The sequence below is a fragment of the Synechococcales cyanobacterium T60_A2020_003 genome, assembly GCA_015272205.1.
Taxonomy (GTDB): Bacteria; Cyanobacteriota; Cyanobacteriia; order RECH01; family RECH01; genus JACYMB01.
In genome coordinates, this window is sequence record JACYMB010000096.1 from 1 (window position 1) to 24,735 (window position 24,735).

At 51.4% G+C, this 24,735-nt stretch carries 27 protein-coding genes and 1 other RNA gene; 9 read left to right on the top strand and 19 right to left on the bottom strand.

Features of this window, described 5'->3' with window-relative positions; translation table 11 throughout:
• Window positions 1–52: 52 nt before the first annotated feature.
• Window positions 53–253, top strand: a complete 201-nt coding sequence (locus IGR76_04770) for an HNH endonuclease (protein MBF2077835.1) — start codon at window positions 53–55, stop codon at window positions 251–253.
• A gap of 111 nt (window positions 254–364) precedes the next feature.
• Here IGR76_04770 and aroA read toward each other — a convergent pair whose 3' ends face one another.
• Entirely contained in the window at window positions 365–1,708 is a 1,344-nt protein-coding gene (gene aroA, locus IGR76_04775; GenBank protein MBF2077836.1) for a 3-phosphoshikimate 1-carboxyvinyltransferase, read from the bottom strand.
• A gap of 218 nt (window positions 1,709–1,926) precedes the next feature.
• On the opposite strand from aroA, the gene IGR76_04780 reads away from it, so the two are divergent.
• Window positions 1,927–2,433 carry a hypothetical protein gene (locus IGR76_04780; GenBank protein ID MBF2077837.1) on the top strand — a complete coding sequence of 169 codons (507 nt, stop codon included), beginning with the start codon at window positions 1,927–1,929 and terminating at the stop codon, window positions 2,431–2,433.
• A gap of 107 nt (window positions 2,434–2,540) precedes the next feature.
• Here the strand turns inward: IGR76_04780 and IGR76_04785 are convergent, their stop codons facing one another.
• Window positions 2,541–3,701, bottom strand: coding sequence for a ferrochelatase (locus tag IGR76_04785; GenBank protein MBF2077838.1), 1,161 nt, complete (start codon window positions 3,699–3,701; stop codon window positions 2,541–2,543).
• Between the two features lie 165 nt (window positions 3,702–3,866).
• Between IGR76_04785 and IGR76_04790 the strand changes: the two genes are divergently transcribed.
• Window positions 3,867–5,063 carry a site-specific integrase gene (locus IGR76_04790; GenBank protein ID MBF2077839.1) on the top strand — a complete coding sequence of 399 codons (1,197 nt, stop codon included), beginning with the start codon at window positions 3,867–3,869 and terminating at the stop codon, window positions 5,061–5,063.
• 27 nt (window positions 5,064–5,090) lie between these two features.
• Here the strand turns inward: IGR76_04790 and IGR76_04795 are convergent, their stop codons facing one another.
• The gene (locus IGR76_04795) at window positions 5,091–5,645 is read right to left on the bottom strand and encodes a hypothetical protein (GenBank protein MBF2077840.1); all 555 of its coding nucleotides are present in this window, start codon (window positions 5,643–5,645) and stop codon (window positions 5,091–5,093) included.
• 703 nt (window positions 5,646–6,348) lie between these two features.
• Here IGR76_04795 and IGR76_04800 point away from each other — a divergent pair.
• Window positions 6,349–7,044 (top strand): Crp/Fnr family transcriptional regulator, encoded by a 696-nt coding sequence (locus IGR76_04800; GenBank protein ID MBF2077841.1) that lies wholly within the window; start codon window positions 6,349–6,351, stop codon window positions 7,042–7,044.
• A gap of 6 nt (window positions 7,045–7,050) precedes the next feature.
• Here the strand turns inward: IGR76_04800 and IGR76_04805 are convergent, their stop codons facing one another.
• From IGR76_04805 to IGR76_04830, 6 genes are all read right to left on the bottom strand, one after another.
• Window positions 7,051–8,472, bottom strand: a complete 1,422-nt coding sequence (locus tag IGR76_04805; GenBank protein ID MBF2077842.1) for an ABC transporter substrate-binding protein — start codon at window positions 8,470–8,472, stop codon at window positions 7,051–7,053.
• A 29-nt stretch (window positions 8,473–8,501) separates the two neighbouring features.
• Entirely contained in the window at window positions 8,502–9,431 is a 930-nt protein-coding gene (locus IGR76_04810) for a hypothetical protein (protein MBF2077843.1), read from the bottom strand.
• A 237-nt stretch (window positions 9,432–9,668) separates the two neighbouring features.
• Window positions 9,669–10,499: a translation elongation factor Ts gene (tsf, locus tag IGR76_04815; GenBank protein ID MBF2077844.1), complete on the bottom strand. Its 831-nt coding sequence runs from the start codon at window positions 10,497–10,499 to the stop codon at window positions 9,669–9,671.
• Between the two features lie 25 nt (window positions 10,500–10,524).
• Window positions 10,525–10,692, bottom strand: a complete 168-nt coding sequence (locus tag IGR76_04820; protein ID MBF2077845.1) for a hypothetical protein — start codon at window positions 10,690–10,692, stop codon at window positions 10,525–10,527.
• A gap of 28 nt (window positions 10,693–10,720) precedes the next feature.
• Window positions 10,721–11,506: a 30S ribosomal protein S2 gene (rpsB, locus tag IGR76_04825; GenBank protein MBF2077846.1), complete on the bottom strand. Its 786-nt coding sequence runs from the start codon at window positions 11,504–11,506 to the stop codon at window positions 10,721–10,723.
• Window positions 11,507–11,708: 202 nt separating this feature from the next.
• The gene (locus IGR76_04830; GenBank protein ID MBF2077847.1) at window positions 11,709–12,314 is read right to left on the bottom strand and encodes a L,D-transpeptidase; all 606 of its coding nucleotides are present in this window, start codon (window positions 12,312–12,314) and stop codon (window positions 11,709–11,711) included.
• Window positions 12,315–12,667: 353 nt separating this feature from the next.
• Here IGR76_04830 and IGR76_04835 point away from each other — a divergent pair, with 353 nt between their 5' ends.
• Together IGR76_04835 and IGR76_04840 are read left to right on the top strand one after the other, a co-directional pair.
• Window positions 12,668–12,757, top strand: a complete 90-nt coding sequence (locus IGR76_04835) for a prepilin-type N-terminal cleavage/methylation domain-containing protein (protein ID MBF2077848.1) — start codon at window positions 12,668–12,670, stop codon at window positions 12,755–12,757.
• 21 nt (window positions 12,758–12,778) lie between these two features.
• Window positions 12,779–13,192, top strand: a complete 414-nt coding sequence (locus IGR76_04840; protein MBF2077849.1) for a hypothetical protein — start codon at window positions 12,779–12,781, stop codon at window positions 13,190–13,192.
• Between the two features lie 11 nt (window positions 13,193–13,203).
• Here IGR76_04840 and IGR76_04845 read toward each other — a convergent pair whose 3' ends face one another.
• From IGR76_04845 to IGR76_04860, 4 genes are all read right to left on the bottom strand, one after another.
• Window positions 13,204–14,025 (bottom strand): ABC transporter permease, encoded by an 822-nt coding sequence (locus tag IGR76_04845; protein ID MBF2077850.1) that lies wholly within the window; start codon window positions 14,023–14,025, stop codon window positions 13,204–13,206.
• Between the two features lie 61 nt (window positions 14,026–14,086).
• Window positions 14,087–15,040 carry an ABC transporter permease gene (locus IGR76_04850; protein MBF2077851.1) on the bottom strand — a complete coding sequence of 318 codons (954 nt, stop codon included), beginning with the start codon at window positions 15,038–15,040 and terminating at the stop codon, window positions 14,087–14,089.
• A gap of 9 nt (window positions 15,041–15,049) precedes the next feature.
• Window positions 15,050–16,207 carry a spermidine/putrescine ABC transporter substrate-binding protein gene (locus IGR76_04855; GenBank protein MBF2077852.1) on the bottom strand — a complete coding sequence of 386 codons (1,158 nt, stop codon included), beginning with the start codon at window positions 16,205–16,207 and terminating at the stop codon, window positions 15,050–15,052.
• Window positions 16,208–16,310: 103 nt separating this feature from the next.
• Window positions 16,311–17,438 carry an ABC transporter ATP-binding protein gene (locus IGR76_04860; GenBank protein MBF2077853.1) on the bottom strand — a complete coding sequence of 376 codons (1,128 nt, stop codon included), beginning with the start codon at window positions 17,436–17,438 and terminating at the stop codon, window positions 16,311–16,313.
• A 450-nt stretch (window positions 17,439–17,888) separates the two neighbouring features.
• Here IGR76_04860 and IGR76_04865 point away from each other — a divergent pair, with 450 nt between their 5' ends.
• On the top strand, window positions 17,889–18,704 hold the full coding sequence (locus tag IGR76_04865; GenBank protein ID MBF2077854.1) for a DUF2232 domain-containing protein: 816 nt from the start codon (window positions 17,889–17,891) through the stop codon (window positions 18,702–18,704).
• A 56-nt stretch (window positions 18,705–18,760) separates the two neighbouring features.
• On the opposite strand, the gene ssrA is transcribed toward IGR76_04865, so the two are convergent.
• The 3 genes from ssrA to IGR76_04880 all read right to left on the bottom strand — a co-directional run bounded on the left by ssrA (window position 18,761) and on the right by IGR76_04880 (window position 20,705).
• Window positions 18,761–19,146: a transfer-messenger RNA gene (gene ssrA, locus IGR76_04870) on the bottom strand.
• 33 nt (window positions 19,147–19,179) lie between these two features.
• Complete coding sequence (arsS, locus tag IGR76_04875; GenBank protein ID MBF2077855.1) at window positions 19,180–20,307, bottom strand: arsenosugar biosynthesis radical SAM protein ArsS; 1,128 nt, start codon at window positions 20,305–20,307, stop codon at window positions 19,180–19,182.
• Between the two features lie 65 nt (window positions 20,308–20,372).
• Window positions 20,373–20,705, bottom strand: coding sequence for a carboxymuconolactone decarboxylase family protein (locus tag IGR76_04880; protein ID MBF2077856.1), 333 nt, complete (start codon window positions 20,703–20,705; stop codon window positions 20,373–20,375).
• A 221-nt stretch (window positions 20,706–20,926) separates the two neighbouring features.
• Between IGR76_04880 and IGR76_04885 the strand changes: the two genes are divergently transcribed.
• Entirely contained in the window at window positions 20,927–21,121 is a 195-nt protein-coding gene (locus IGR76_04885; protein ID MBF2077857.1) for a hypothetical protein, read from the top strand.
• A 355-nt stretch (window positions 21,122–21,476) separates the two neighbouring features.
• Here the strand turns inward: IGR76_04885 and IGR76_04890 are convergent, their stop codons facing one another.
• Together IGR76_04890 and IGR76_04895 are read right to left on the bottom strand one after the other, a co-directional pair.
• The gene (locus IGR76_04890) at window positions 21,477–22,319 is read right to left on the bottom strand and encodes an HAD family phosphatase (GenBank protein ID MBF2077858.1); all 843 of its coding nucleotides are present in this window, start codon (window positions 22,317–22,319) and stop codon (window positions 21,477–21,479) included.
• Window positions 22,320–22,534: 215 nt separating this feature from the next.
• Window positions 22,535–23,698: a TIGR00303 family protein gene (locus tag IGR76_04895; protein MBF2077859.1), complete on the bottom strand. Its 1,164-nt coding sequence runs from the start codon at window positions 23,696–23,698 to the stop codon at window positions 22,535–22,537.
• A gap of 194 nt (window positions 23,699–23,892) precedes the next feature.
• Between IGR76_04895 and IGR76_04900 the strand changes: the two genes are divergently transcribed.
• Complete coding sequence (locus IGR76_04900) at window positions 23,893–24,093, top strand: hypothetical protein (protein MBF2077860.1); 201 nt, start codon at window positions 23,893–23,895, stop codon at window positions 24,091–24,093.
• 11 nt (window positions 24,094–24,104) lie between these two features.
• Here IGR76_04900 and ruvA read toward each other — a convergent pair whose 3' ends face one another.
• Window positions 24,105–24,728, bottom strand: a complete 624-nt coding sequence (ruvA, locus tag IGR76_04905; GenBank protein ID MBF2077861.1) for a Holliday junction branch migration protein RuvA — start codon at window positions 24,726–24,728, stop codon at window positions 24,105–24,107.
• Window positions 24,729–24,735: the final 7 nt, after the last annotated feature.

Genomic DNA, 24,735 nt, shown 5'->3' on the forward strand with positions numbered 1-24,735 from the left:
AACTTGCTCTTTTTTGATTCTGATACCCCGTCCGCTTGCGGCGGGGTAGTTCATTTTTGAAGAAAAGTTTGGATCATCAGCACAAGGATTTATCCAGGTACACCACTTAAAGCCACTATCAGAAATCCAGGTAGAGTATGAGGTTGATCCGATTGCTGATCTCCGCCCAGTTTGTCCTAATTGCCATGCCATGATTCATTTAGGTGGCAAGACAAGGAGTATTGAAGAAGTACAATCCTGGTTACAGTGCTAATGCCTGTAACCTAACACGTCACAGCAGCGGACGGTCGAAAGCTGCTGGTGATGAGTTTGGGGATATCTGCCATCGCTACGTTTTGCCGTTCACTCTATTCCCCAGCACTCCCTAACTACACAATTGCTGCAATGTCGGCGTAAAGGTGGGATAGGAAATCGCGGCGGCCTCAGCGCGGCGGATCAGGGTGGTTCCTTGGGCGTTAAGGGCTGCGATCGCCAAACTCATGGCAATGCGGTGATCGGTGTGACTATCCACCTCAGCCCCCTTCAAGGGAGTCCCCCCCATAATTTCCATGCCATCCGGGTGTTCTGTGACTTGGGCACCCATTGCGTTCAGGGCAGAGGCCATCACGGCAAGGCGATCGCTCTCCTTCACTCGTAGTTCTTCGGCGTCTTTAATCACGGTTGTGCCATTGGCAAAGGCCGCTGCTACGGCCAAAATTGGAATCTCGTCAATCAGGCGGGGAATAATGTCACCGCCAATAGTGCAAGCGCTTAGAGGGCTATGGCGCACCCGAATGTCAGCCACAGGTTCTCCGGCAACGACGCGCTCATTCTCCAAGGTGACATCCGCGTCCATCTGCTGCATCGCTTCTAGAATTCCGGTGCGCGTGGGATTCACCCCCACATTCTGGATCAGAAGGTTGGAACCCGGCACGATGGCGGCGGCCACCATCCAAAAGGCTGCAGAACTGATGTCGCCAGGTACAATCACCGCTTGTCCGGTTAGGGCGGCGGGCCCCACCACCGTGACGCTGTTTGTTTCGGGATCAAGGTTGATATGGGCTCCAAACGCCCTCAGCATCCGCTCGCTATGGTCACGGGAAAGTGCAGGTTCCGTCACCGTGGTTTCACCCTCAGTCATCAGTCCTGCCAGCAGAAGGCAGGATTTAACTTGAGCTGAGGCAATAGGGGAATGGTAGTGAATCGGCTTGAGCGCTTGTCCTTGCACCGCTAAGGGGGCGTATCCCCCTTGACGATGCCAGATCTGTGCACCCATTTGCTGAAGGGGAGTGATCACACGAGACATGGGGCGCGATCGCAGGGACGCATCGCCTGTCACGGTGAAAAAGCGCTGGGGATGGGAGGCTAAAATGCCCAGCATCAATCGCATCGTGGTGCCAGAGTTGCCTGCATCCAGGACATCAATTGGCTCTTGTAGTTGCCCTAGCCCAATCCCTTGAATGCGCACTAAGTCAGTATTGAGATCTGAAATCGTGGCTCCCATTGCCCGGAAACAGTTAGCCGTACTCCGGGGGTCTTCACCCAATAAAAGCCCCTGAACCGTCGTTTCCCCTTGAGCTAACGCACCAAGCATGAGGGCACGGTGGGAAATGGATTTATCACCTGGAATCGTAATCTCACCGTTTAGAGAAAACCCGCCTGCCGGGGGAGCAATTGTCAGGGTGTGATGAACGTTTGAAGAATCAAGAACAATGGATGCAGAAGCCATGAAACTCGCCCTTTTAGGGAACAGTATTGAGAGAGCAGCGTTTGTGATCCTATCGTTTTTCCGATGTATTCTGTCTAATTTTCTACGGAATTCCCTAGACTCTGTGTAGTCAAACGCTTCCAGAACACGGTATAACTCAACATTGGGTGTCTATTGTGCTTAGTGGCGATCGCCCCACTCTGCAGCCTCTGCTCCGCTCCTCCCACCGCCCCACACCTATGCTGACCCACCATCGTAAACCCATTTGCCTATCGTTGGTTGCCCTTGATTTACCCGTTTGGTCTGTGGTCGAAACGGCAGCTACCGTCTACGAAAAGACGCCAAATCAATTTCATGTGCTGCTAACGGAACCAATCATGCAGGGCGATCGCGCCTTCAGTCATCCTTTGACTCAGCCTTTCCAGACTGATGAAACCTCTTTCCGACCTCACTCTCCCCGCCTACTCTGGCTCGAAATTTCACCCTACCGCGTGATTATGACTATGCAGGGAAACGGCATTTCGAGTTACCGCCATTACTGGGAGCAGGGCGTTTACGGCATCAGTCGCTACTGGCTTCAAGATCCAGATCTGCCTCAGAATGGGCAGCTACGTCTCCGCAACTATACGCGTAGTCTGCTCCTCTTCAACAATCCTACTCCTCAGCATCTCCGGATCGAGTACGAACTTTGGGCCGAGAACTTGCAGATGGGTCGCTACGTTCTCGATTTAGAGATTCAGCATTAAGGCTACCTAACGGTTTGTATTTGGAGTTTCAAGCTCAGCAAAATGGCCCAAGGATAGATTTGAGTCCTCAGGCTTAAACCGATCCTGAATATCTACAGGGCTGAACGTTAAAGTAGTCCTACCAAGTGTAATGGCCCTCGACCACTAATCAGCTCAATGAGCAGCGCAATAAAGCCCACCATGGCTAATCGTCCATTCCAAACTTCTGCCGCCGTTGTTAAGCCCCATTCCCAACGTTCTTGAGGATAGAGTTTGACCTTTTGGGGGCGAGGTACTTGGGACAACTCAACGCTCGGTGCTTCGAGCGCCTTAGTAACGATGTTGGCTAGATCATCAATGAAGAGGGGATGGGTATTCAGGGCAGGCACTCGCTGGAAGTGTTCAATGCCCGCTTCCTCCGCAACTTCACGATACTCAATATCAATTTCTTGCAGGGTTTCAATATGCTCTGACACAAAGCTGATGGGCACAACCACCATATCTTTAATGCCTTGGTCGGCCAGTTCTTGAATCGCGTCTTCCGTGTAGGGACGGAGCCACTCCACAGGGCCAACCCGACTCTGATAGGCGAGCGAATAGGCATTCGGACGATTTAGAGTCTGCATGATCAGGCGCGTGCAAGCTTCAATCTCTTGCTGATAGGGATCGCCTGCTTCTTCGACGTAGCTTATGGGTACCCCATGCGCACTAAAGAACACATGGACATCGTTCGGATTCGGGAATTGATCGAGTTCCTTCGCGATCAAATCAGCCATAGCTTTTAGATATCCAGGGCTGTCGTACCACGATGCCACAACGGTATGACGAATATTGTGCAGAGTAGCATCCTCGTTCCAGAGCTTTTCGAGCAGCCGGAAGCTGGAACCACTAGTGCTAATGGAGTATTGGGGATAAAGGGGCAGAATGACAAGTTCTTCAATGTGATCGCGCTTAATGCGGGCGATCGCCTCTTCCGTAAACGGATACCAGTAGCGCATGCCAATATAAACGCTAGCATCGTATCCCTTGTTGCGAAGCGTGGCTTGTAATTCCTGCGCTTGCTCCTCTGTGATGCGACGAAGGGGGGAGCCACCACCGATCTCTTTATAGTTCTCTTGAGATTTTTTCTCACGAGAAGTGGAGATCATCCAGGCAAGCGGCTTTTGCAACCAACTAAACGGCAATCGAATGATCTCTGGGTCGGAGAACAGATTAAACAAGAATGGACGCACGTCCTCCAGTTGTTCTGGTCCGCCCAAATTGAGCAGTAAGACTCCGACTCGACCCATAGGTTTGCCCTTCTTCTTGTTCTTTAATATTCTTTACCTATTGTAATGGTAAAGGCGTGTAAACAAAGTCTACCGCTAGCCTTAATATTTGTTTTCCCGCAGACCTCTATTAAACGCTGAGGGATAGCATCGTTGCAAGTCTTCAAATAAACTCTGAACCCTTCAATGCCAAAGTCCGATCCATTCAGTACCGTTGCCCCTATTGACGATCGCATTGCAGAGACAAATCGTCGCCTTAAGATCGCCCAACTCGGTATTCAAATTGAGCGGCGTGGCAAAAAACTGAGCTTGCGCGGTACGTTTCCCCCTCGTCCCGGTACGCATCGGCTCAAACCCCATCAGCAGCGTCTCAGTCTCAACTTGCCTGCGACTCCTACGGGCTTAAAGCAGGCGGAACAAGAAGCGAAGATTGTGGCGGCTAAGCTGATTCAAAACGCTTTCAGTTGGCGGGACTATTTACCGTTAATGGATGGTAAACGTCTCTCCCAGCTGGAGTTTTCAGAAAAACTAGCTGCGTTTCGAACCGCTTTCTTAGAGGGCGAGTTTGCGTCTGGGGTCTCCAAGAAGGCGTCTACCAAAGCCAACTGGGAAACGGCCTACGCTCCTTACCTTCGCAAACTGGAAGCGATGGTCAGTGCCACGCCCCATCTCACGCTGTCGGAGGCCATTTACAAAACCGTTGAATCGATTCCGGGTCATACGCGAAGTCGGCAGATCTGCTGCACAGCGCTGGGCGCATTTGCAGATTATGTGAACGTCGATCTACCTCGCGATTTGAAACAGTATTGGGGAACCTACACGGCTACCAAGACCCAGGCACGCCATCTCCCATCCGATGAAGAGATTGTTACCATTTTTAACACTATTCCCAATCCGACTTGGCAGTTTGTCTACGGTATCATGGCGACCTATGGCTTGCGCAATCATGAAGTATTCTTTTGCGACTATACCAACCTGCTGAGCGGTGATCCTGAAGCGACGGTTGCAGTCTTGGAAACGACCAAAACCGGGTATCACGAAGTGTGGCCGTTTCATCCAGACTGGGTAGACCAGTTCAACCTCCGCACGATCAAGTTACCTGCCATCACTACAGACCTAGCCAAAACCACGCTGCAACGCATTGGTCAGATGGTGAGTGTCCAGTTTCGGAGATACAAGATTCCGTTTTCACCCTACGATCTCCGCCATGCCTGGGCTGTACGAACGATTCATACGGGTCTGCCGGATACGGTGGCAGCTCAGATGATGGGACATTCCGTTGCCATTCATACCCGCACCTACCACCGATGGTTAACCCGCCGCGATCAGCAGCAAGCCGTTAATCGGGCTCTACAGGAACGGACACCCAATGCCAAGTTCTAGACGGATGGAGTGCGAAATACGACTGACTCAGAAACGCTGACAGGCGGGAATACCAACCCCTTCCTCAAGGAGCGATCGCAGCACGGCGGCGCATAGCTGAGTCACATCGAGACGAAATTGAGCTTGCTCTGGATTGTGTTTCCATGCGTGAGTGCTCATCCGGCTTTGGGCATGGAAAGCCTGAAAGTGGATACTGAGCTCTGCGGCAATGCGGAGGTATCGCTTAGGATTATCGACTGATGATAGGTGTAACACTGCGACTTCGTCACACGCATCGATAAGAGCCTGAAGGATTTGATGCTCAGCCTTCGTAGCATGGGCAAGATTCCTCTCGTTTTCCGGAGTTGGCAAATGCTCTCCCAAGGTAGAGGTAAATTTAGTTGTAGGAGAATATCCTTTTATGTCAGAGTTGACTGCTGTTGCAAGGTGAAGGAGTGAAAGGCAACGGGCGATCGCGTGTTGAATGTTGAACAGTTCGGGAGACGCTTGCAGATCTTTAATGAGAGAACTGAGACTCTTGGTTTTTACCTGATTAACCCACGGTTTGGTAAGTATTTGGCGGTTTAGCACTAGCGTAGTCATCCACGACAAAAGTCCAGTTTCGGTCACGTAAATGTGTAGGTAGCCCGAAGGCGCTTTTTCCAGAATGAGATGGGATGATAGTGGCCTGTGCAACTTGTAGAAGAAGGGGTTGTTCTGCTGTGCGTTCAGGTTCGGTTGTGGCTCCTCCATGGAAACTAAGCTATGAATTAACCTATCTGCGATCTCGGGTGCAGGTAAATTGCAAAGTGCTGATAGTTTGAGTGCAACTGCGGAAACATAGTGAATTTGTGTATCGTCTCTTACTCTACGGATTGGAATGTCAAGAATTGTCTGAGATGTATTATGGTTTGGGAGAAAGGTTAGGCTTTGAAAGGGAAGGCATCGTTTGATGGACAAGGCTCCGGCATCGATGGCGTGGCGTATTGTATTAGCTAATACAAAGCGAGGTGCGTTTTCGGCTAAGTCTGCTAGTGTGAGATGGCGCATCGGAATTTGAGTCGTCTTATCCCTGTGGTGTCTCAATTAGCCTCATGCTGATATCCCTAGAGTTCGCGTCTGGTGAACCCCATCCGTTAGTATGCGGGTTAAGATCAATCCTTACGGCATCATTTAGACGTTGGCCAATCATTGTTCGTATTATTGAAGTAAGTCGTCTGGTTAGGCAAATTCTCCCCTAGATTACTGTTCGTATCTGTATATTCTCTTTTCGTCCATTTGCAACTGTTGAATATCGCTTAATCCTATGTACTCAGTATCACCTGAACCAGAGACATCTCGGCCGTTTCTGACTTGGCAACGAGTCTTAGATTGGGCTCAAGAACACTACCGCTATCGGGTCTTTAGTAAAGATGAGAAAATTCCTGCTCGCCCTGGCTTGCTGTATTTAGTTCACAAAGGAGCTGTACGTCTTGTTGGTGAGGCACAGGTTACGGTGTCCTCTGCCAGTCGTTCAGCCTCTTCCATTGCTCACATTAACTCCGAGGAAGCGTTTTTAGGTTTTGTCGGGGCAGGGCAGCCGTTTGAGATCGTTGCTCAGTCTCCCTTTTCACTTCAGAGTTTTGCCCATGTGGATCAAACGGCTGTGATCTGGATGTACTGGAACGATCTAGATAACTGGCCCCATTTCCGGCGAGAGGTACTCGATGCGTTCCGTTACCAGCACCAGCGTAAGCTTCTGTGGCTGAGCACCCTGGGACAGCGGCGCACCATCGATCGCTTGCTGGGATTTTTAACATTGTTAATTGAAGAGTTTGGTGAGCCTTGTTCGGAGGGGTACTGCCTGCCTTGGACGTTGACCCATGCGCAAATTGGTAGTGCGATTGGGTCTACACGAGTTACGGTAACACGACTGATAGGTAAGCTCCGTCAGCGCGGTATGATTCGGAGCTATGGCGACAATCTGTTATGTCTTCCGGCAGATCACGATAAGACGCAATAGCTCTGATCACGGCACAGGTACGAAGTCATACCCGTAACCGGAGCGGTTTCCAGGCTCAATCGTAACCAGTTGGGCAGCACGGTTTCGATCGCCCGATGCCATGAACTGGATGTTTCCAGATGCGCCTGGAACAGAGAAGCTAGGAGCGCTCAGAGCTTCCTGTAATCCGGCGCGGGTTGGGTTTGCCCTGAGGCCGTTGGCGATCGCCATGGTGGCGTCATAGGCGAGGGCGGTGCGCCAGCTCACATCGCCTCCCCACATTTGCCGCGCAGCAGCCGGAAAGGGCGAGTTTGGGTTCGCATCTCGGTTCCACGGTGCGGCAATCACCATGCCCACCGCATCTTGACCTACAGTTTGCAGGATTTCGGCATTGTACAAGCTATCTCCTCCCAGGAGCTTAAGCTGGCCTTGGTTTGCCGTAATCACTTGGAACGCCTGACTGCGCGTCGGCGTATTGGCTGCTAGCATCAGTGCTTCGGCTCCTCGATCCCTGGCCTGTTTAAGGCTATCAAAGGCGTTAAAGGATGCTGCCGTATTGAGATCAATCTCGGCCACAACGTTTCCGCCTTCCGTCAACACAATGGAGGAAAACGCATCCTTGAGGGATTTGCTATAGTCGCTCTGGCTGTTGTAGAAGACTGCTACATTGCGAACACCCATTTGTTCAATCATGTGGCGAGCTAGGCTATCGGCGGCGATGCGATCGCTCTGAACCGTGCGAAAAATATAGTCACCTACAGAAGAAAGGGCAACTGAGGTGCTGGTCGGAGACATCATTACCAATCCGGCTTGCTGGTAAATCGCGCTCGCCGCCAGAGAAGTATCACTGCTGAAATGTCCAATCACGGCGAGGACATCTTTCTGATCGACTAACGCATCTGCTAGTTTGGTCGCTGTTTGTGGGTTGTTGGCGTCGTCTGCCATCAGAACTTTCAGGGGAGTTCCTTGAATTCCCCCAGCATCGTTAATTTCTGTTTGGGCTTGGGCAACGCCCCGCAGAATTTCTAAGGCGGCATCAGGAGCGCTGCTGGCTGGAATGGCAACGGCAATGGTGTAGGAGGTTTGGTCGCCGATTTGGGCGTTGTTGAGATAGATGCGGGCTTCTGGATCATTCCGATTTTGGGCTAAGGACTGATCCAAGAGAGCGATCGCTTGGTCATAGTTGCCCTTGGCGATCGCCTCTACGGCCTGCTGCTTTTGAGGAGATGCCCCGTCAGGTAGAATGAGGCGATCGCCCGTGCTCAGCGAATAGGATCCCGATGGACTAGGAGATGGGGTGGGAGAGGTACCGCTGTCTATTGTCGTCACACTACCACTCGACGAGAAAAGCCCTAATTGGCGGGCTAACCACCATCCTCCAAACCCCAGCAGTCCAAGGGTAATCAGGAGAGACAGAATAAGAATCGGAGTATCGTTTTTCTGAGCCATGAAAACTCTGCCTGTAGGTGAATAGCGGTTTAGTCCTCAACCCAACTGGAGCGCCAAGCACTTTCCGCCTCGGCGATCGCCTTTTCGTGATGTTTGCGCCGATATTCATGGTGGAGTTGGGTCAGACGAGTCGATAGGTCGCGAATTTTAGTGCGCCCAGGCATCAGCTCTGGATTGGCAAACTCAATTTCAGACAGTCGCATGTGAATGACCGTAATTTGAGCGGAGGGCATCTCACCATCGGCACTTTTAGACTCTGTTTCAAGGCGTAGCTTTAAGAGATTCGGGGCAGGGCCTGAACTTTCGGCAATCATATCCGCCTTTGAGGCAATTTCAATGAGCGCATCGGGTAGGACATCAGATAAGATGTCTGCATCTTGAAAGCAGCGATTGGCCGCATGGGAAATATCTTGCAATGTTTCCACAATAGCGTCCTCAATACTGTCTTGCCAGTGTGCCAACGTCCGAGGTGTTAAGGGTTGAGTCATAGGATGGGTTGGCGCTTCAGGGGCGATCGCTGTTTCCGCTATCCCAGTTTCCGCTATCCCATTGGAGGGTTGATTCACACCTAAATCCAATAATTCGGGTTCCAAAGGGGCTAGGGGAGGTAAAGGCTCGGCATCGTGAACCGTAGCAGTACCAGAAGAATCTGCATTTGAACCTAAGCCGGACGGAAAAGGTCGTTTGATCAAATCCGTCAATCGTTGCTGAACCTCCTGCCCCAGTGCTCGAATGTCACCCTGGAGGTTTTGCCGTTCCTGAAAAGACAACCTCAAGAATGCTTCCGGAAAGCCCTGGGTGCATAGATGGTAGCTCGCCAGAATGAACTGTCGGCGTGCTGATTGTCCTAATTCAGTGAGGTAGTCTTGGTAGGTGCTGTAGAGATCCTGAGCCAGTCTTTGCAGAATGTTTTCTAAGGCTGCTAGATCGTTTTCAATCGTTTGAACGGATCGAATCATAGGCTCACCTCCTACTCTCGACAATAGTGGGGCGATCGCTCCCGACTTACCCAACTCTGGTGAAAAAGTTACAATACTGTCACTATAGCGGCTTATATGGTTTACCAGCGATGTCTCTGGGGTTTGTGAAGGCGATCCGCCCACGATAATCATCCGGAATAAGAAAGAGGTCAGCCACCTATCTGATTAGCTAACCTCTCCTTACAATATCTCTGACGCTTCAGAGTCAAAGATAGCCTACTTTTTGTTCTTCTTCTTCTTCTTTCCAGATTCAGGCTGCGATGCTGCAGGTTTTGCGGCCTTCGGTTCCTCTGCCTTCGGAGGTTCTTCAGCCTGTTTAACCTGAGTTTGAGCCGCAACGGTGACGGGAATCACTTCACCAACACGGACTTGGCGAGGTTCTTCAGCCTGTTTAACCTGAGTTTGAGCCGCAACCTCAGCTGCAAAATCAGACTCCTCTTTTTCGATGCCTTCACCGAGAACGAATCGGGCAAAGCGACGAACTTGGATGTTCTCACCCAGAGTTGCTACGTTCTGCTTGATCAACTCTTCCACCGTGATGGTTTGATCCTTAATATAGGGCTGATCCATCAAGGAGATTTCCTTCAGACGCTTTTCAATACGTCCTTGGACAATTTTTTCCCGAATGTTCTCCGGTTTGTCAGATAGATCATCGCGACCCATCTCGATGGCTTTCTCTCGTTCTGCAAACTCTGCAGGAATGTCGGTTGTTCGCACGTACTCCACGTTAGGGCATGCCGCAATTTGCATCGCCACATCCTTCGCCAGAGCTTGAAAGGCTTCATTGCGGGCAACAAAGTCAGTCTGGCAGTTGATTTCCACCAAAACACCCACGCGACCACCCGTATGAATATAACTTGCTACCAACCCTTCGGCGGCCACTCTACTGAATTTCTTCTCAGCAGAAGAAATCCCCTTTTGACGCAACCATTCGGCTGCCTTGTCCATATCTCCGTCGTTTTCCTGCAAGGCTTTCTTGCAGTCCATCATGCCTGCGCCTGTGCGTTCGCGCAGTTCTTTCACACTCTGTGCAGATATTTCCGCCATGTCGATTCTGTCCTATCTCAGTTTGTCAATAGTTATCGGTATAGCGATCCTCGTTCAACGCGCGAAACGGGCAGAGTCTAGAGTAGATTCGTACCCGTTTTCGCAGGTTCATAACCCGTGGATGGGCATCCAGATTTTTGGGATGGATGAATACAGGTGAATAGACTAGCGTCTTGCCTTTGCAAGCAGCCATCGGCTACCTACAAAAGCCTATCACGGGACTATTCCTCTCCGGAGTCGTCGCTATCGTCTGCGAAATCGCTATCATCGGACTCATCGTCATCCATGGCCTCGTAGTCATACTCATCGTCTTCTCCGTCGAGCTGACCATGACGGCCTTCATAAATAGCATCGGCAAGCTTGCCCACAATTAGCTTGATGGAACGGATCGCATCATCATTTGCCGGAATAGGAATATCAACCAGGTCTGGATCGCAGTTTGTATCCAATAGTGAAATGATGGGAATTCCTAACTTCTGGCATTCTTGCACAGCGTTATATTCACGACGCTGATCCACAATGATGACGATATCGGGCAGCTTACGCATCGTCTTAATGCCACCTAAGTACTTTTGAAGCTTCTCCAATTCCCGACGGAGAACGGCTGCTTCTTTCTTAGGTAACAGATCAAGCGCACCACTTTCTTGGCGACGTTCTAATTCTTTCAGACGATCTACGCGGGTCTTGATCGTTGTCCAGTTGGTGAGCATTCCACCCAGCCAACGCTGGTTGATGAAGTACGCACCGCAGCGAGAAGCTTCCTGAGCCACGATTCCAGCCGCTTGCCGCTTTGTGCCTACAAACAGGACTTTCTTCCCTTGCTCAGAGGCATTCCGCACGTAGGCATAGGCTTCCTCTACGAGCTGAGCCGTTTGCACGAGGTCAATAATGTGAACCCCGTTCCGTGCAGTGTAGATGTAGGGAGACATCTTGGGATTCCAGCGGCGGGTTTGGTGCCCAAAGTGAACCCCTGACTCTAATAGTTGAGCCAATGAAACAACTGGCATATTTTTCTCCTTTCGGGTTTATCCTCCATCCAGGTGGATTCCAGACTGGCGATCGCCCTTATTAAAACAGCGATATAACTCCCGTCAGAACACCCGAAATCCTGGATGTGTGAATTTTGACAACTTTTCCATCATAGCCTAAAAGCATGATGGGACGCACTAGTTTAAGAGAGAAAACGCTAGGCCAGCTATAGGCATGGCATCAAGGCTCAATTGACACTGGCGTTCCCAATGCAACGTACTGATAGAGATCTTGAATGTCAGAGTTGTACATGCGGATACAGCCATGGGACACCGCTTGGCCGATCAAGTCCGTTTGGTTGGTACCGTGAAAGCCAATTTGATGCAATCCATCGGACCAAAATCCGATCCAGCGGGTGCCGAGGGGGCTATTTTCGCCGGGAGGAATCCACTCGCCTGTGATGGGATGTCGCCACACCGGATTTTCCTGCATATACATGACGCTGAAACTCCCTTGAGGCGTTTCCCATCCATCTTGTCCAATAGCGATGGGATAGCTGACCAGCACGGCATCGTTTTTGTAAACGTAGACTAGGCGATCGCTCAGATCAACAACGAGGCGAATCGTTTGTTGAGGAAACGCTGTTCGGACCACTTGGGCACCCAAGGTTTGCAGAAAAAGCTGGTTTGATCGCACCAAGGTTGTACCTGAGAAGGCAAAGGACTCCGGCTGTGATTGGTCTTGAATGACATGCTCTAGTTGCGATAGGAGCAGCAAGCCTCCGACTGAAAAGCAGGCGACCATTGCCCAGCGTGCCCGATACTCGTCCCGCTGAGCCTGGATCATGCGATCGCGTAGGTTTGTCATATCTGGGTCAGACTAAACAACCGCTACCCCTAGTATCGCCGATCGATCATTGCAGCGCTATGCACCTGTGAATCACTCGAACGTTATGGATTGATAACCTGCTGCGATCGCTCTCGGTTCATTCTGAGGGAGATAGGGACGAAAAGACGCCTACTCCACAACTCATTCTTCAAATCTTGCCCACGAAAGACCCATTTTTACGTGTTTGCCGAAATTTACGTATAAAAAATTACTTAATATAATATAGCCTGAATCATCTACCTCATCAACTCAGGGACATTTCCATGAAAATAAACAGTCAACTGCGGCATAAATGGCAGAGCCAACACTGTATGTCGAATTCCGCAGGATTTACCATGCCTGAAGTGATTGCGGTCACTAGTGTTATTGGAATTCTCGCGGCGATCGCGGTTCCCTCATAGCAGTCCTATCATGAACGTGCGATGTTGAGTGCTGGACAAGATAAAGTGTTGCAAATCATACGACAGGCCCAAGCCAACGCCAACCTGCATGGGGTCAAATGGCAAGGCAGCTTTCGAGAAGTCGATGGTCGAGTTCAAGGAGCCTTGCATCCTGCGGATGCATTTCCTCAAGAGATCGTTTGGGAGAGTTTGCCAAAGGGAATCCACATTGACACCGTGCGGTCGAGTTTGTACCAAAAGAACGGTGTATACCGGGTACAGTTTGATCACCAAGGCAATACCAGCGGTCAATTGGGACGTTTAACGCTGATGGGCAAAGAGCAGAATCGGTTGCGAACCTGCGTGATGACCTCTACGATTCTAGGCACTGTGCGCGTTGATCGTGAGGTCAAGGCGAAAGATAAGGGTTGCTCTCCTACCAAAATGCCGAAATAGGACAGTCCAGTTTACGAACGATTGAGGCGATTTTCGTCGCTTCGATAGCGGATGTACTCTGAGATAAACGCAATCACCGCCGATACGCTGATTAGAACCACGCTGAGTGCATTGATATCCGGTTTAACGCCCGTTCGAATGCGACTGAAGATTTCTAGCGGTAGGGGATTTGCCCCTCCACCCGCTGTAAAACTGGAAATTAGCAAGTCATCCATACTGAGGACGAAGGCTAGTAAGCAGCCCGAAACGATAGCGGGAGCTAATTCTGGCAGCAACACTTTGACAAACGCCTGGACAGGTGTCGCTCCTAAATCGAGCGCGGCTTCTTCAAGTCTGGGATCTAAACCTGATAGTCGGGCGGATACGACAACAGCAATATAAGCGAGACAAAAGACGATATGGGCAGCCACAATTGTCCACAGGCTTAGTGGAATTGCCATGGATGCCAAAAAGACTAGCGTGGCAACGGCGATCGCAATATCTGGAATGATCAGCGGCAAATAGGAGATGCCGCGATATAGGCTTTTTCCAGGGAACTGATATCGTGCCAACCCCACCGCCATCAAGGTTCCGAGAACGGCAGAGGCCGCCACCGCCGAGAAGGCGATCGTCAGACTATCTTGTAACGCGGATAGAATGCGTACATCGTTGAAGAGGCGAATGTACCACTGCAAACTAAAGCCTTCCCAACTGGCGCTGTAGCGTGAGGCGTTGAAGCTGTAGAACCCCAATACGAGAATTGGGAAGTACATAAAGCAAAACATTGCAGCCGTGAATAGGGCGGCTCCTGAAATTGAACGTTTCGGTTTTGCCTGGGGCGCAGATTTAGTCATTGAGAAACGCACCAAAGTTGAACGTTATAAATAGACCAACGATAGACTCGGAAGCGTGAGTTTACACCTCAGGGGATTGGCGATCGCCATACTTGAGCAAAAGGGCGATCGAAATGCTGACCGCTAAAATCAGCAGCATACTGAGGGCAGAGCCAAAGCCCCAGTTCCGCACTTTCAAAAACTGGTTGTAGATGAGGCGAGAGACCGTCATGCTGGAGGCACCTCCCAGCAGTTCAGGAACGACAAAATCGCCTAGGCTGGTAATGAACACGAGGAGAGAACCCGCCGCAATTCCGGGAAGCGTTTGGGGAACGGTGACTTTCCAGAACACGGTGCGTGGGTTTGCCCCTAAATCGGCGGCAGCTTCTAAGAGTCGTCGATCCAACTTTTCCAACGAAGCGTAGAGAATCAGAACCATATAAGGCAAGAAACTGTAGCTCATGCCAATCAGAACCGCGATCGTGGTGTTTAGCCAGTTTTGGACTTCGGGCATCCCAATAATCCCCAAGAGTGCATTGATGAGTTGAGTTAGCCCTAGACTATTCAGAAACGAGGGTAAAACGCCTGACGGGCGCAGAATCGTGATCCAGGCATAGGCTCGGAGCAGAGAGGATGTCCACAGCGGCAAAATAAACGCCACTAAGAGAATATTCTGCCACCGACGGGGAGCGAGGATTGCAATCCAGTAGGCGACTGGAAAGCCAAGTAATAAGCAAAGAATCGTCGCCCCTAGAGCAAAGTAGAGCGATCGCCCAATGACTCGTAGGTAAACCGGATCGAAAACTTGCAGGTAATTCCCAAGGCCATAGGCTCCGGGCGTAACCCCCGGACGTAATCCCGGTATAAAGCTGATATTGAGAATTAATAGGGTAGGAATAACCAACAGAAGTATGAGCCACGCCCCTGCTGGCCCCAAGAGGATAGTCGGCTCAACTAGCTTGGTGAGCCCCTGATACCAACGCGACTTCAGGCGAGGTTGGGGAGCAGACTCAGATGTGGGGGTGGAGGCAGACATCTTGGTTTCCTAGGCGCTTGTAAGTTGAGTCCAGAAGCGATCGTAAAGCTTTGTGGTTTCGTCATCTAGGGGAGCAATCCCTTCGCATTTCGCCAAAATCTCTTCCGGCGGGAATAGGTCAGGGTTCTCCTGCAGCTCTTTGGAGAGTAAGGCAAAGGCGGGTTTGAGTGGCGTTGCAAAGGAGAGCCGTTCTACCACTCCGGCCACGATTTCCGGCTCTAGCATCAGGTTAATCCAGGCATAGGCGGCCTCTGGGTTGGGAGCCGACTTCGGAATGACCATCGTATCTGTCCAAACCGATGAACCGCTGGCAGGAATCACATAATTCAAATTTGGATCTTCCAACGTGGCGGAGATTGCATCGACGGAGTAGCTCATGACCGCAAACAGATCGTCGCTCAGAATTTGATCTTCCCAACCAAACGTTTTAAAGGATGAAATCGCAGGTTTTAGTTCGACCAACCGCTGGTAGGCTGCTTCGATTTGGGCTGGATCAGACGCATTGTAGGAATAGCCTAAAGACTTCAGAGCTGCTCCCATCACTTCGCGCACGTCGTCCAGCAGGGTGATGCGGCGTTCAAGCACATCCAGGTTTGTCCATAAATCCTCCCAATCTTTGATCTCGGCCCCAACTAAATCTTGGTTGTACAGAATTCCTGTCGTTCCCCAACTGTAGGGGACGCTGTGGACATTCCCAGGATCGTAGGGAGGGTTTTCCCAGTTTGGATACAGTTCCGACAAGCCTTTAATTTTCGTGTGATCAAGCTCAGTGAGCAGGCCTTCTTCGATCATCTGCGCCACCATGTAATCCGATGGATAGATGACGCTGTAGGCCGCCCCACCCCCAGCTTGGAGCTTGGCTAGCATGATTTCGTTGGAGTCATACACATCGATGATCACATCGATGCCCGTTCTTTCTTTAAACGTTGCAGCCAACTCATCGTCTGTGTAATCAGCCCAAGTATAGACATGCAGCGTACCTGAAGAGGAGCTAGGGGTAGGAGATTCGCCGCTTCCAGACTGCACATCAGCAAGACCACGATTGCAGTTGGCCAATGCTAAACCTGATACGACTGCTGCCGAGGTTTGCAGAAAACGTCGGCGCGTTGTAGCGGAATAGCCCAGGGGCGATCGCTGGAAACTCGATTCAGAGGTACGTCTCTTCATCCGCGCTTATCTTGACTCCATACCAACAACACAAAATTTCAAGGCTAGCTCTGACGCTAATGCAAAACCGTGAAGAATTGCCACGGACTCTACCACCCCTACCCTAGGCCGTCAATGCCAAACAGTCATTGGCCGACCAGTAAACATGAATAGGCGTATGAGATTCAGGCAAACTTTCCAGGCGATTCGGCTGCATCACCATGAGGCGATCGCCTGATAGCAGCTCAATCAAATAATGCACATGGGTTCCCAAGTACATGACGTTTTTTAAGCGTCCTTCAAAACAGTTCATCCCGGATTCCGGTGCGTCTAGACTAACGTGAATTTTCTCAGGCCGAATACTTACAAAAACCGAACTTGGGGAGGCTCCATTCCAGACCTCTGACGGACGGGCGTAAATATTTAGACCGCGATCGGTCGTAATTTTCAGGGTGGATGAGTCGGCGTGGGCAACCTGCCCTTGGAATAGGTTGGTATCCCCAATAAAATCCGCCACAAAGGGGGTTTGAGGATACTCGTAGATTTCACTAGGCGACCCAATTTGTTCAATGAGTCCTTCGTTCATGACGGCGATGCGATCCGACAAGCTAAGCGCTTCTTCCTGATCATGGGTCACCATCACAAACGTGACGCCTAACTCCTGGTGCAGATTGGATAGCTCCACCTGCATCTCTTTCCGTAATTTGAGATCCAAGGCTCCTAGCGGCTCGTCAAGCAGCACAACGGCTGGACGATTCACCAACGCCCGCGCCAACGCCACCCGCTGCTGCTGGCCTCCTGAGAGTTGGCGGGGAAACCGTTGAGCGTAGGCCGTCATTTTGACCAGTTGCAGGGCTTCATCAACGCGCGATCGCACCTCTGCTTTGCTCAACTTGCGGATGCGAAGGCCAAAGGCAACATTGTCCCAAACGGTCATGTGTCCGAAGAGGGCATAGCTTTGAAAAACAGTATTAACCGGGCGACGGTAAGCCGGAACTCGTATCATTGACTGTCCACGAATCAGAACTTCCCCCGCCGTCGGATCTTCAAACCCAGCAATGAGGCGAAGGGTTGTGGTTTTGCCGCACCCGGATGGCCCCAAAATGCTAAAAAATTCTCCCCGGCGAATGCCCAAATTGATGCCACGCACAGCCGTTTCACCCTGAAACACCTTGGTGACTCGACGTAGCTCTACATCAAAGTCAGAATTCGTATCAACAGCGAGCTGATCTTCCACGACGGCCTGAGGCATAGACAATAATCTCCGCAAACATCGCAACCAGAATTCTTTTGAATTTTACCCAACGTCTTGGGCTACCCCTCATTAACTTGCCTATCTGCACCTTTATTAACAAGGTCTGATTTAGAGGATACCCAATTCGTCGCCCAATGGATAAAACTGAGTACGCCAGATTCGAGGGAATTAAATGATTGTAGCGATGAATTGAAGAGATTACGGTACTCCGTAGTACAACCGCTTGATTCGTTCTATGGGGGGCGATCGCTCTCAGTCTCTCTTGCCTTTGCAGACTAAGGGGATTTCTGCGATCGCCTCAAGAGCGGAAAGCGTGAACTTAATTTCCCTCGTCGTTGATTGATTTTTGTAGATGCTTCAAATGCAAGAAGATAGGGTTAGAGTAGATCTGCAGAGTTTCCGCAACTCGGTGTTGAGTTATGCGGATATCCCCTACGGCTATGCCCTATGAATGCGCACGATTCGCCAAACGCTGAAAACTCCGGCAATATCTCTCCATCGGAGCTATACACCTCGCAAAATTGGGCAGATCCAGACATTGTGGATACAGAGGCTGATAGTCAGCGCCGCGAGCAACCCAACACCTCCCCACGCCTTCTAGACGAACCCCATGTGAACACCCAGCACGCCCCCATCAGCTTGGTGGAAACCGCGTTTCTTGCCAGTGCGGCTAGTTTGCTCTGGTTGGTGAGTTATTACCTGAGCCTCAGCCCTTGGATGCGAATTCTATTTCCCATACCGATTGCCCTGGTCTATTTGCGGTGGGGAGTGCGTTCAGCCTGGATGACCACTGTCGTGACCTGTTTGCTGTTGTCTGTGCTGATGGGGCCTTATATTAGCTTGCTATTCTTGGTTCCCTACGGGTTATTGGGTGTTCAGCTCGGTGCACTCTGGAAGCGAGGCGCAAGCTGGTACGTCTCTATTGGCATTGGTGCCCTGCTATCCACCACGAGTTTCTTTTTCCGGGTGTGGCTACTGTCGCTGTTCTTGAGTCAGGATGTGTGGGAGTATCTCAACAACCGCATTGCCGACTTTTTAGAGTGGATTCTGACCTTTCTCGTCAATTGGGGCGTCGTTGGGGTGGAACTTTTGGGGCGTCCGGATGTCACGGTCATTCAGCTCATGACCCTCGGCGCGTTGCTACTGAGTGACATGGTTTATCTGTTTACCGTGCATCTAGGGGCATGGCTACTGCTGGAAAAACTCGGAAACCCCATTCCAGAGCCACCAGAATGGGTACAGATTTTGCTAGACGAAGAGTAGCGGTCTGCTTTATACTCAAAAGCCGTCGCCTAGTGCAACGGCTCTAATGTGGATTTTGATGGAGCTGACGGGAATCGAACCCGTGTCCGCCCTGGCTATTCGTACCCCATTCATTCACAGGTTTAGCCTATCTCGTCCTCAAGGCGGGAGCCGTCAATTATTCCTGACGATGGGATTCTCTAGTAAAGTCTTAGCTAACCAACGACTAGAGGCAATGGGTTAGAGCATCCGTTGGGGTTGGTCTGTAATCCTTAACGGAGTCGAACTACAGACGCTCGCGGGTTTTTTACCTATTAAGCAGCAACAGGTGCAGCTTTGCGAGCAAAAGGTACGATGTTGTTCGCACTTACGTTTGATTGAGCCTTGATTTACGAGAGATGACTCCCTCTCGACCTGCATCACAAGATAGTTTTCACCAACACGTCGAAACCATTACAGCCCCTTACGTTTGTTCTGTAAGCCTATTATAGCGATTCTACGATTCGATGGCACCGCCGCAGGAACTCCCTGATCCTGCCGTACAGCCAAAGCAGTGTCGCCCGGTGGCGATCGCCCGTTGTGCCAGCCAGTCGGGATGAAAATCGTGGATGTGAGGACGCCCCATCGGTGTTTCAACCTCCAAGTCCAGCATTTGGTTAAAGTCGCAGTCAAACAGCCGCCCATCCCAGGAAATGGACAGGGTGTTGCGGCACATCAAGCCAGACACAGTGGCAGGGTTAAAGGCGTTGACCAGCAGTTCCATATAGCTTTCTAGATTGCCCGATGTTTCTAGCCATTCCAAATAGCGAGCAATGGGCATGTTGTTGAGGGAAATCAGTCGATCAAAGGTGACTCTGTGATTTTTTAGCAATCCAGCTTTCCATTCTTGCTCCGCTTTGGCTTGATTCCCGGCCAGAAATGCGCCGACGGGGTTCGACATAAGGGTTAATCGCTGTTGTGGGTTGCCCTGACCGTATCCAACCGCATTCAAACGCCGCAACGCTTCGATTGATTTTTCAAAGGTTCCATTTCCCCGTTGGGCATCGGTATTGAGTTTGCGGTAATGGGGCAGGGAGCAAACGATTTCGACGCCGCGATCGCCCAACCATTGGGGCAAATCCTCCATTCGAGGCAGGAGCAGCACGGTGAGGTTACAGCGATCGATCACATGCTTACCCCGCTTGACGCACTCATCCACCAAGTAACGAAAATTGGGATTCAGTTCGGGTGCGCCTCCAGTGATGTCCACGGTGTGAGCGTTGGTGAGGTCGAGGGCACGCAGGCAGGCATCAATCGTTTCCCGGTTCATGTTCTCCGTGGTGCGATCGGGGCCAGCATCTACATGGCAATGGCGGCAGGTCATATTGCACAGCTTGCCGATGTTGATTTGAAAAATTTCTAGCTCGGCAGGCTGAAAGGATGTCCACCCATGCTGGGCGATCGCTGTTTGAAAATCACCCTGATAGGGCAATGACTCTAGCGGCAAGTCGGCTAGTACCTGCTGCTGATAATGAGGCGTTGCAAGGGGACTGTGGCGACGATGGAGGGAGGTCGTTGGTTTTGGCCCCGATTGCTCAGAGTCGAGATCTAGAGGGAGGGAGGCTGTAAGCGAATCTTCAATCATAAAAAACGAGATCCTTGAGTGTTCAGGACAGAGAAGAAACGGGGGATTTTTTGAAGGTGCGATCGCTACATGCTGAGATGATGGGCGTGATCCAGCATTTGCAGGCCGTGGATCAGCGATGCCCCCCCTCGGATGGCCGTCGCCACATGTACAGCCTCGGTCATTTGTTCCAGATCAGAGCCTTGCTGGAGACATTCTTTACTATAGGCATCAATGCAATAGGGACACTGCACGGTGTGGGCAACGGCAAGGGCGATCAGCGCTTTTTCGTGGCTGGATAACGCACCGTCGGCAAACACAGCACTGTAGTAGGCGAAGAATTTTTCAGCGAGTTCGGGACTGCCTTCGCCAATCTTGCCGAAGTTGGGAAGGTGGTCAGGCTTGTAGTACGAATCCATAGGTAATGCCAATTTTGAATTTTATTCGCGTTCGCGGAGCGTGTGCTTTGCACTCAGTGTCTCCGCAGGAGAAAGTTTCAGGTTTGAGTTGACGCTGCGTTGCATTATCAGCGATTTCAGCCTTGGGTATATAGCTAGAATTTAAGAAACTGGGGAGATTATAAATGGTTTTGTGTCAAAGGGAGAAATGAGATCTAATGAACTATTGAACCTGAGAGACTATGACATTTTCCCCTAAAATCTTGGATGAACTGCTCAAAGGCTACCAAAGCCCTGAAGACCTCTTAGGCGACAGCGGCATTCTCAAGCAACTGACCAAAGCGCTGGTCGAGCGGTGCTTGGAAGCAGAGATGAAGACACCCATTGCTGTATGCGTGGGGGATGACCGTGCGCGACATCCAGGCGCAGTTACTTAGTTATTTGAGCGTGGGTGAAACGATGCCCACAAAGCGTAAAGCCCCAAAGCCCAACCCAACCAGCAAATATTACATCTTCGCCTACCCCACCCCATCACACACCCAAAACCATAAGTCATGTGAATAGGTCAGATTTCACCCGGACGAGCGATCGCCCCACCCGTAAACTCTTGCATATTCCTAGAGTTCAAGGAGTTGAAGCTCAATGTCACATTCTCGTCATGGTTTCGTTACACACATGACACACCCCAGACAGATGTGATATTGTAGCAAGCGTGTGAGGAGCGAACCAGTTAGGGCGCCGAGACGAAACACGGTCAGTCGTCGGCGCTCTTTCTGATTTTAAAAGCACCGTTTACGACAGCAGCCATTTCTCAAGGGCGATCGCCACTCCATCCTCTTCCACCGTGGGAGCCACCCAATCCGCAAACGCCTGCACCACTGCCGGGGCATTGCCCATCGCCACACCCAGTCCTGCATACTCCAGCATTTCCACATCATTGAAATTATCGCCGATCGCCATCACCTGATCCGGACGCATATTCAACACCTCTTCCGCCAGGTAGCGCACCGCCAAGCCTTTGTTCACCAGTGGATGGGCAGCCTCAAAAAAAGTTTCCACCGACGTAGTGAAGTACAATTCCGCCGGAGTGTAGCGCTCCCGCAACGACGACAGCAATTGATTGATAAAGGCCGTATCTTGGCTGAGCGCTAGAATTTTGGTCGGTTCCTGGTCAAGCGTATTCCGCAGGTCGCCCACCGCAATCGGTTCAATGCCCGATCGCGCTGAATAGGCTTCGGTCTCTGCGGTAATCTCCCGCACATAAAGTTGATCGTTGAGATAGAAATGAATCGACAGTGGATGGTCTCCGGGCAGTTGCGTTTCCACATCTTCCAGATAGTCCAGCAGTTGCGCCGCCACCTTAGCCGATACCGACAGATGTTGATGGACGGTTCCATCTGCCGGATCTTGAATCAACGCGCCCTGGTAGGCCATCAGCGGCAGAGTAGAGCCAATATCCTCATAAAACCGCAACGCCGAGCGAAACATCCGTCCAGTGGCGATCGCCACCTCAATACCGCGATCTTGAACGGCTCGGATCGCTTGCTTGACCGCAGGCGAAATCTGGTTCGACTCTCCGGCGATCGTACCGTCAATATCCACAACCAGGAGGCGAATATCGGAGGGTTCAGGCATAGGTCGCTTGTAAGTTTTGAGTTGGAGATAAGTTCAGTAGATCGCAAACCTTGGCTAGATCCCCCCTAGCCCCCCTTAAAAAAAGGGGGGAACCGAACCCAAAATGGCTTGAAGTCCCCCTTTATAAGGGGGATTTAGGGGGATCGAAGCCAGGATTCTTTGTGAAATAAACCTATTTTCGATCTACTGAAGTTTCGACGTTCGCAATTTCAGGCTTAGGAACGCGAATCGGGAGGTTGGAATTCGCTTGCAGTATACCCCGATGAGGTTAAGGGATGGCACAAACGATCATACTCGTCGACGATGTGTTCGATCGCCTCCAGCAATTCCGATTGTGTCCAGTGTTGGTAAAGATACGCCGCGATCGCACAGCCTCCAGCCCCCACCCCCTCTTTCACAAAACCGCGTTCGTAGACTTGCAGTTGGGGAAAGCGAGACTCGGCAAAACTTAGGGTCGAACCGATTAACGGAGCATCCAGCAGGTTTGCGAGTCCCACCGTGTCCCCGGTCGGGTCTTCAGCCACCCATCGTGTCGTGCCCACCACCACCTGTTCAGGATTCCAATCCAATCGATGATAGGTGGCGATCGCCCGCATTAAGGCGTACACCGCTAGCATCTGGGTTCCCCCCGCCAGCAAGACCCCGACCGAACGACTAGCAGCGATCGCCATACCCGCCACCACAATCTGCATCGGATCACCCACCGCAGCAACAACCCGCAGCGGATCCATCGGTTCTAGGGGACGGTAATCGCCCCAGGCCGCTAATCCTCGTTGGACAATGGCCCGCTTTTGAGAGTGGTTACAGGTGGGATGGCTGCTGTTTACCTTATCCCCCACGTTCCAGCCCAGCCCCGTCAACACCGCCAGAGCCGTCGTCGTTCCACCCACCACACACTCGCTCAGGATGAGGTAACTGTTTGGAGTTTGCCTCGCCTGGGCAGCACCTACCCGTAACCCTTGCTCAAATAGGTGCTGCACAATGTCCAACGGCAACGCGGCTCCCGTCTGGACACACCGAGCAGGCTGACCGCCCAGATCCAAGACCGGAACCGCCGGCGCATGGCGAAGTCCGGCATTCATTAGCTCAACCGGAATCGACTGATTCGCGACCACGGCGCGGGAAATAAAGACCGGAGATGCCCCAGCCGTTAGCGGTGGCAAGGGATAGCGCACATGGGACGAAACGCCTGCCCAAAGGAATTCGGCATCGGCAAGGGCGGTAAATTCGCGATCGCGCGGTGTGGCTCCGGCGGCGGAAATTCCGGGAATCAATCCGGTTTCGGTGAAGCCTAGCACGCAGATCAGGCGCGGACATTGCCCTCGAAATGTCTCGATCCAAACCTGGGCAAGATGGGGCTGGGTATAGGTTTGGATCATGGTTGGTATCGAGCGGGATCAGGGTTATCAGTGGAATTAAAAATCTTCATGTTGCGCTTTATTGAGTTTTCATTTGGATCGTGGGGATTCAGGGAATGAAGCGGGAAATCTTAGATCAGGAAGTGAAAAGAGTATCACCTGCTCACTCTCGTCCTGGTCGTTTTCATCCTTTTCTCTTCAATCCCTTGTGTCCTATGAACCCGAAATATCGCAGAACCGTTTCCTTTGTTTGGGCGTACCTCAATCAACCCTTGGGCGATCAACATCAGCCTACCGTCTTCAACCCCAAGCGCTTCTTCTATCTCTATCAGATTCGGTACTTAGAGCGCTGTTTTCATAGCATTTGCCCGTCCAATGGTGGGTCGCGCAATGGCGCAGATGGGTCGTCTTACTGATTGGTGACGCACTATTGACTTAACCAGGCGATCGCCTCACGAATCCAGTCTTCCGTGTTTGAGGTTTTGGCGATCGCCGTTTGTTGCCCCACTACTCGCAACGCCTTCGTAATCTCACTCGACGTATAGCCCAGGGCTAGCAGGGTCATCTCCACTTCTTCCTGCACCGTACCCACGGGGCCTGCGTCCGGCAGGGTAGCTAGCCCCGACTGATCCCGCCATTCTGCTAATTTCGTTCGCAACTCCAGCGCAATCCTTTCTGCCGTTTTTGCCCCAACTCCGGGCGTTCGGCTCAACAGTCGGGTATTGCTAGACACAATCGCCTGCACTAACTCCTGGAGTCCCAGGGTATCCATCAACGCCACTGCCAGTTGGGGGCCAATGCCACTCACCGCAATCAACTGGCGAAAAAGATCCCGTTCCGCTAGGGATGCAAAGCCAAAGAGAATAAACTGGTCTTCGCGCACTTGAAGATGGGTAAACACCTGAATATTTTCGCCAATGCCGGGTAGCTGAGCCACAAACCGGGGTAGGATTTGCAGTTCATAGCCCACCTGATTAACGTCTAGTAGCAATACAGTGCGAGTACCTGCGCGGTGGATGGCGGCAACCGTGCCCCTCAACGAACCAATCATGCGAATC

Excerpts from the sequence above, each read along its gene's own strand:
- aroA (MBF2077836.1), bottom strand. The coding sequence starts at position 1,708 with ATGGCTTCTGCATCCATTGTTCTTGATTCTTCAAACGTTCATCACACC.
- IGR76_04780 (MBF2077837.1), top strand. The coding sequence starts at position 1,927 with ATGCTGACCCACCATCGTAAACCCATTTGCCTATCGTTGGTTGCCCTT.
- IGR76_04785 (MBF2077838.1), bottom strand. The coding sequence starts at position 3,701 with ATGGGTCGAGTCGGAGTCTTACTGCTCAATTTGGGCGGACCAGAACAA.
- IGR76_04790 (MBF2077839.1), top strand. The coding sequence starts at position 3,867 with ATGCCAAAGTCCGATCCATTCAGTACCGTTGCCCCTATTGACGATCGC.
- IGR76_04795 (MBF2077840.1), bottom strand. The coding sequence starts at position 5,645 with ATGACTACGCTAGTGCTAAACCGCCAAATACTTACCAAACCGTGGGTT.
- IGR76_04800 (MBF2077841.1), top strand. The coding sequence starts at position 6,349 with ATGTACTCAGTATCACCTGAACCAGAGACATCTCGGCCGTTTCTGACT.
- IGR76_04805 (MBF2077842.1), bottom strand. The coding sequence starts at position 8,472 with ATGGCTCAGAAAAACGATACTCCGATTCTTATTCTGTCTCTCCTGATT.
- IGR76_04810 (MBF2077843.1), bottom strand. The coding sequence starts at position 9,431 with ATGATTCGATCCGTTCAAACGATTGAAAACGATCTAGCAGCCTTAGAA.
- tsf (MBF2077844.1), bottom strand. The coding sequence starts at position 10,499 with ATGGCGGAAATATCTGCACAGAGTGTGAAAGAACTGCGCGAACGCACA.
- IGR76_04820 (MBF2077845.1), bottom strand. The coding sequence starts at position 10,692 with ATGGCTGCTTGCAAAGGCAAGACGCTAGTCTATTCACCTGTATTCATC.
- rpsB (MBF2077846.1), bottom strand. The coding sequence starts at position 11,506 with ATGCCAGTTGTTTCATTGGCTCAACTATTAGAGTCAGGGGTTCACTTT.
- IGR76_04830 (MBF2077847.1), bottom strand. The coding sequence starts at position 12,314 with ATGATCCAGGCTCAGCGGGACGAGTATCGGGCACGCTGGGCAATGGTC.
- IGR76_04835 (MBF2077848.1), top strand. The coding sequence starts at position 12,668 with ATGTCGAATTCCGCAGGATTTACCATGCCTGAAGTGATTGCGGTCACT.
- IGR76_04840 (MBF2077849.1), top strand. The coding sequence starts at position 12,779 with ATGTTGAGTGCTGGACAAGATAAAGTGTTGCAAATCATACGACAGGCC.
- IGR76_04845 (MBF2077850.1), bottom strand. The coding sequence starts at position 14,025 with ATGACTAAATCTGCGCCCCAGGCAAAACCGAAACGTTCAATTTCAGGA.
- IGR76_04850 (MBF2077851.1), bottom strand. The coding sequence starts at position 15,040 with ATGTCTGCCTCCACCCCCACATCTGAGTCTGCTCCCCAACCTCGCCTG.
- IGR76_04855 (MBF2077852.1), bottom strand. The coding sequence starts at position 16,207 with ATGAAGAGACGTACCTCTGAATCGAGTTTCCAGCGATCGCCCCTGGGC.
- IGR76_04860 (MBF2077853.1), bottom strand. The coding sequence starts at position 17,438 with ATGCCTCAGGCCGTCGTGGAAGATCAGCTCGCTGTTGATACGAATTCT.
- IGR76_04865 (MBF2077854.1), top strand. The coding sequence starts at position 17,889 with ATGAATGCGCACGATTCGCCAAACGCTGAAAACTCCGGCAATATCTCT.
- arsS (MBF2077855.1), bottom strand. The coding sequence starts at position 20,307 with ATGATTGAAGATTCGCTTACAGCCTCCCTCCCTCTAGATCTCGACTCT.
- IGR76_04880 (MBF2077856.1), bottom strand. The coding sequence starts at position 20,705 with ATGGATTCGTACTACAAGCCTGACCACCTTCCCAACTTCGGCAAGATT.
- IGR76_04885 (MBF2077857.1), top strand. The coding sequence starts at position 20,927 with ATGACATTTTCCCCTAAAATCTTGGATGAACTGCTCAAAGGCTACCAA.
- IGR76_04890 (MBF2077858.1), bottom strand. The coding sequence starts at position 22,319 with ATGCCTGAACCCTCCGATATTCGCCTCCTGGTTGTGGATATTGACGGT.
- IGR76_04895 (MBF2077859.1), bottom strand. The coding sequence starts at position 23,698 with ATGATCCAAACCTATACCCAGCCCCATCTTGCCCAGGTTTGGATCGAG.
- IGR76_04900 (MBF2077860.1), top strand. The coding sequence starts at position 23,893 with ATGAACCCGAAATATCGCAGAACCGTTTCCTTTGTTTGGGCGTACCTC.
- ruvA (MBF2077861.1), bottom strand. The coding sequence starts at position 24,728 with ATGATTGGTTCGTTGAGGGGCACGGTTGCCGCCATCCACCGCGCAGGT.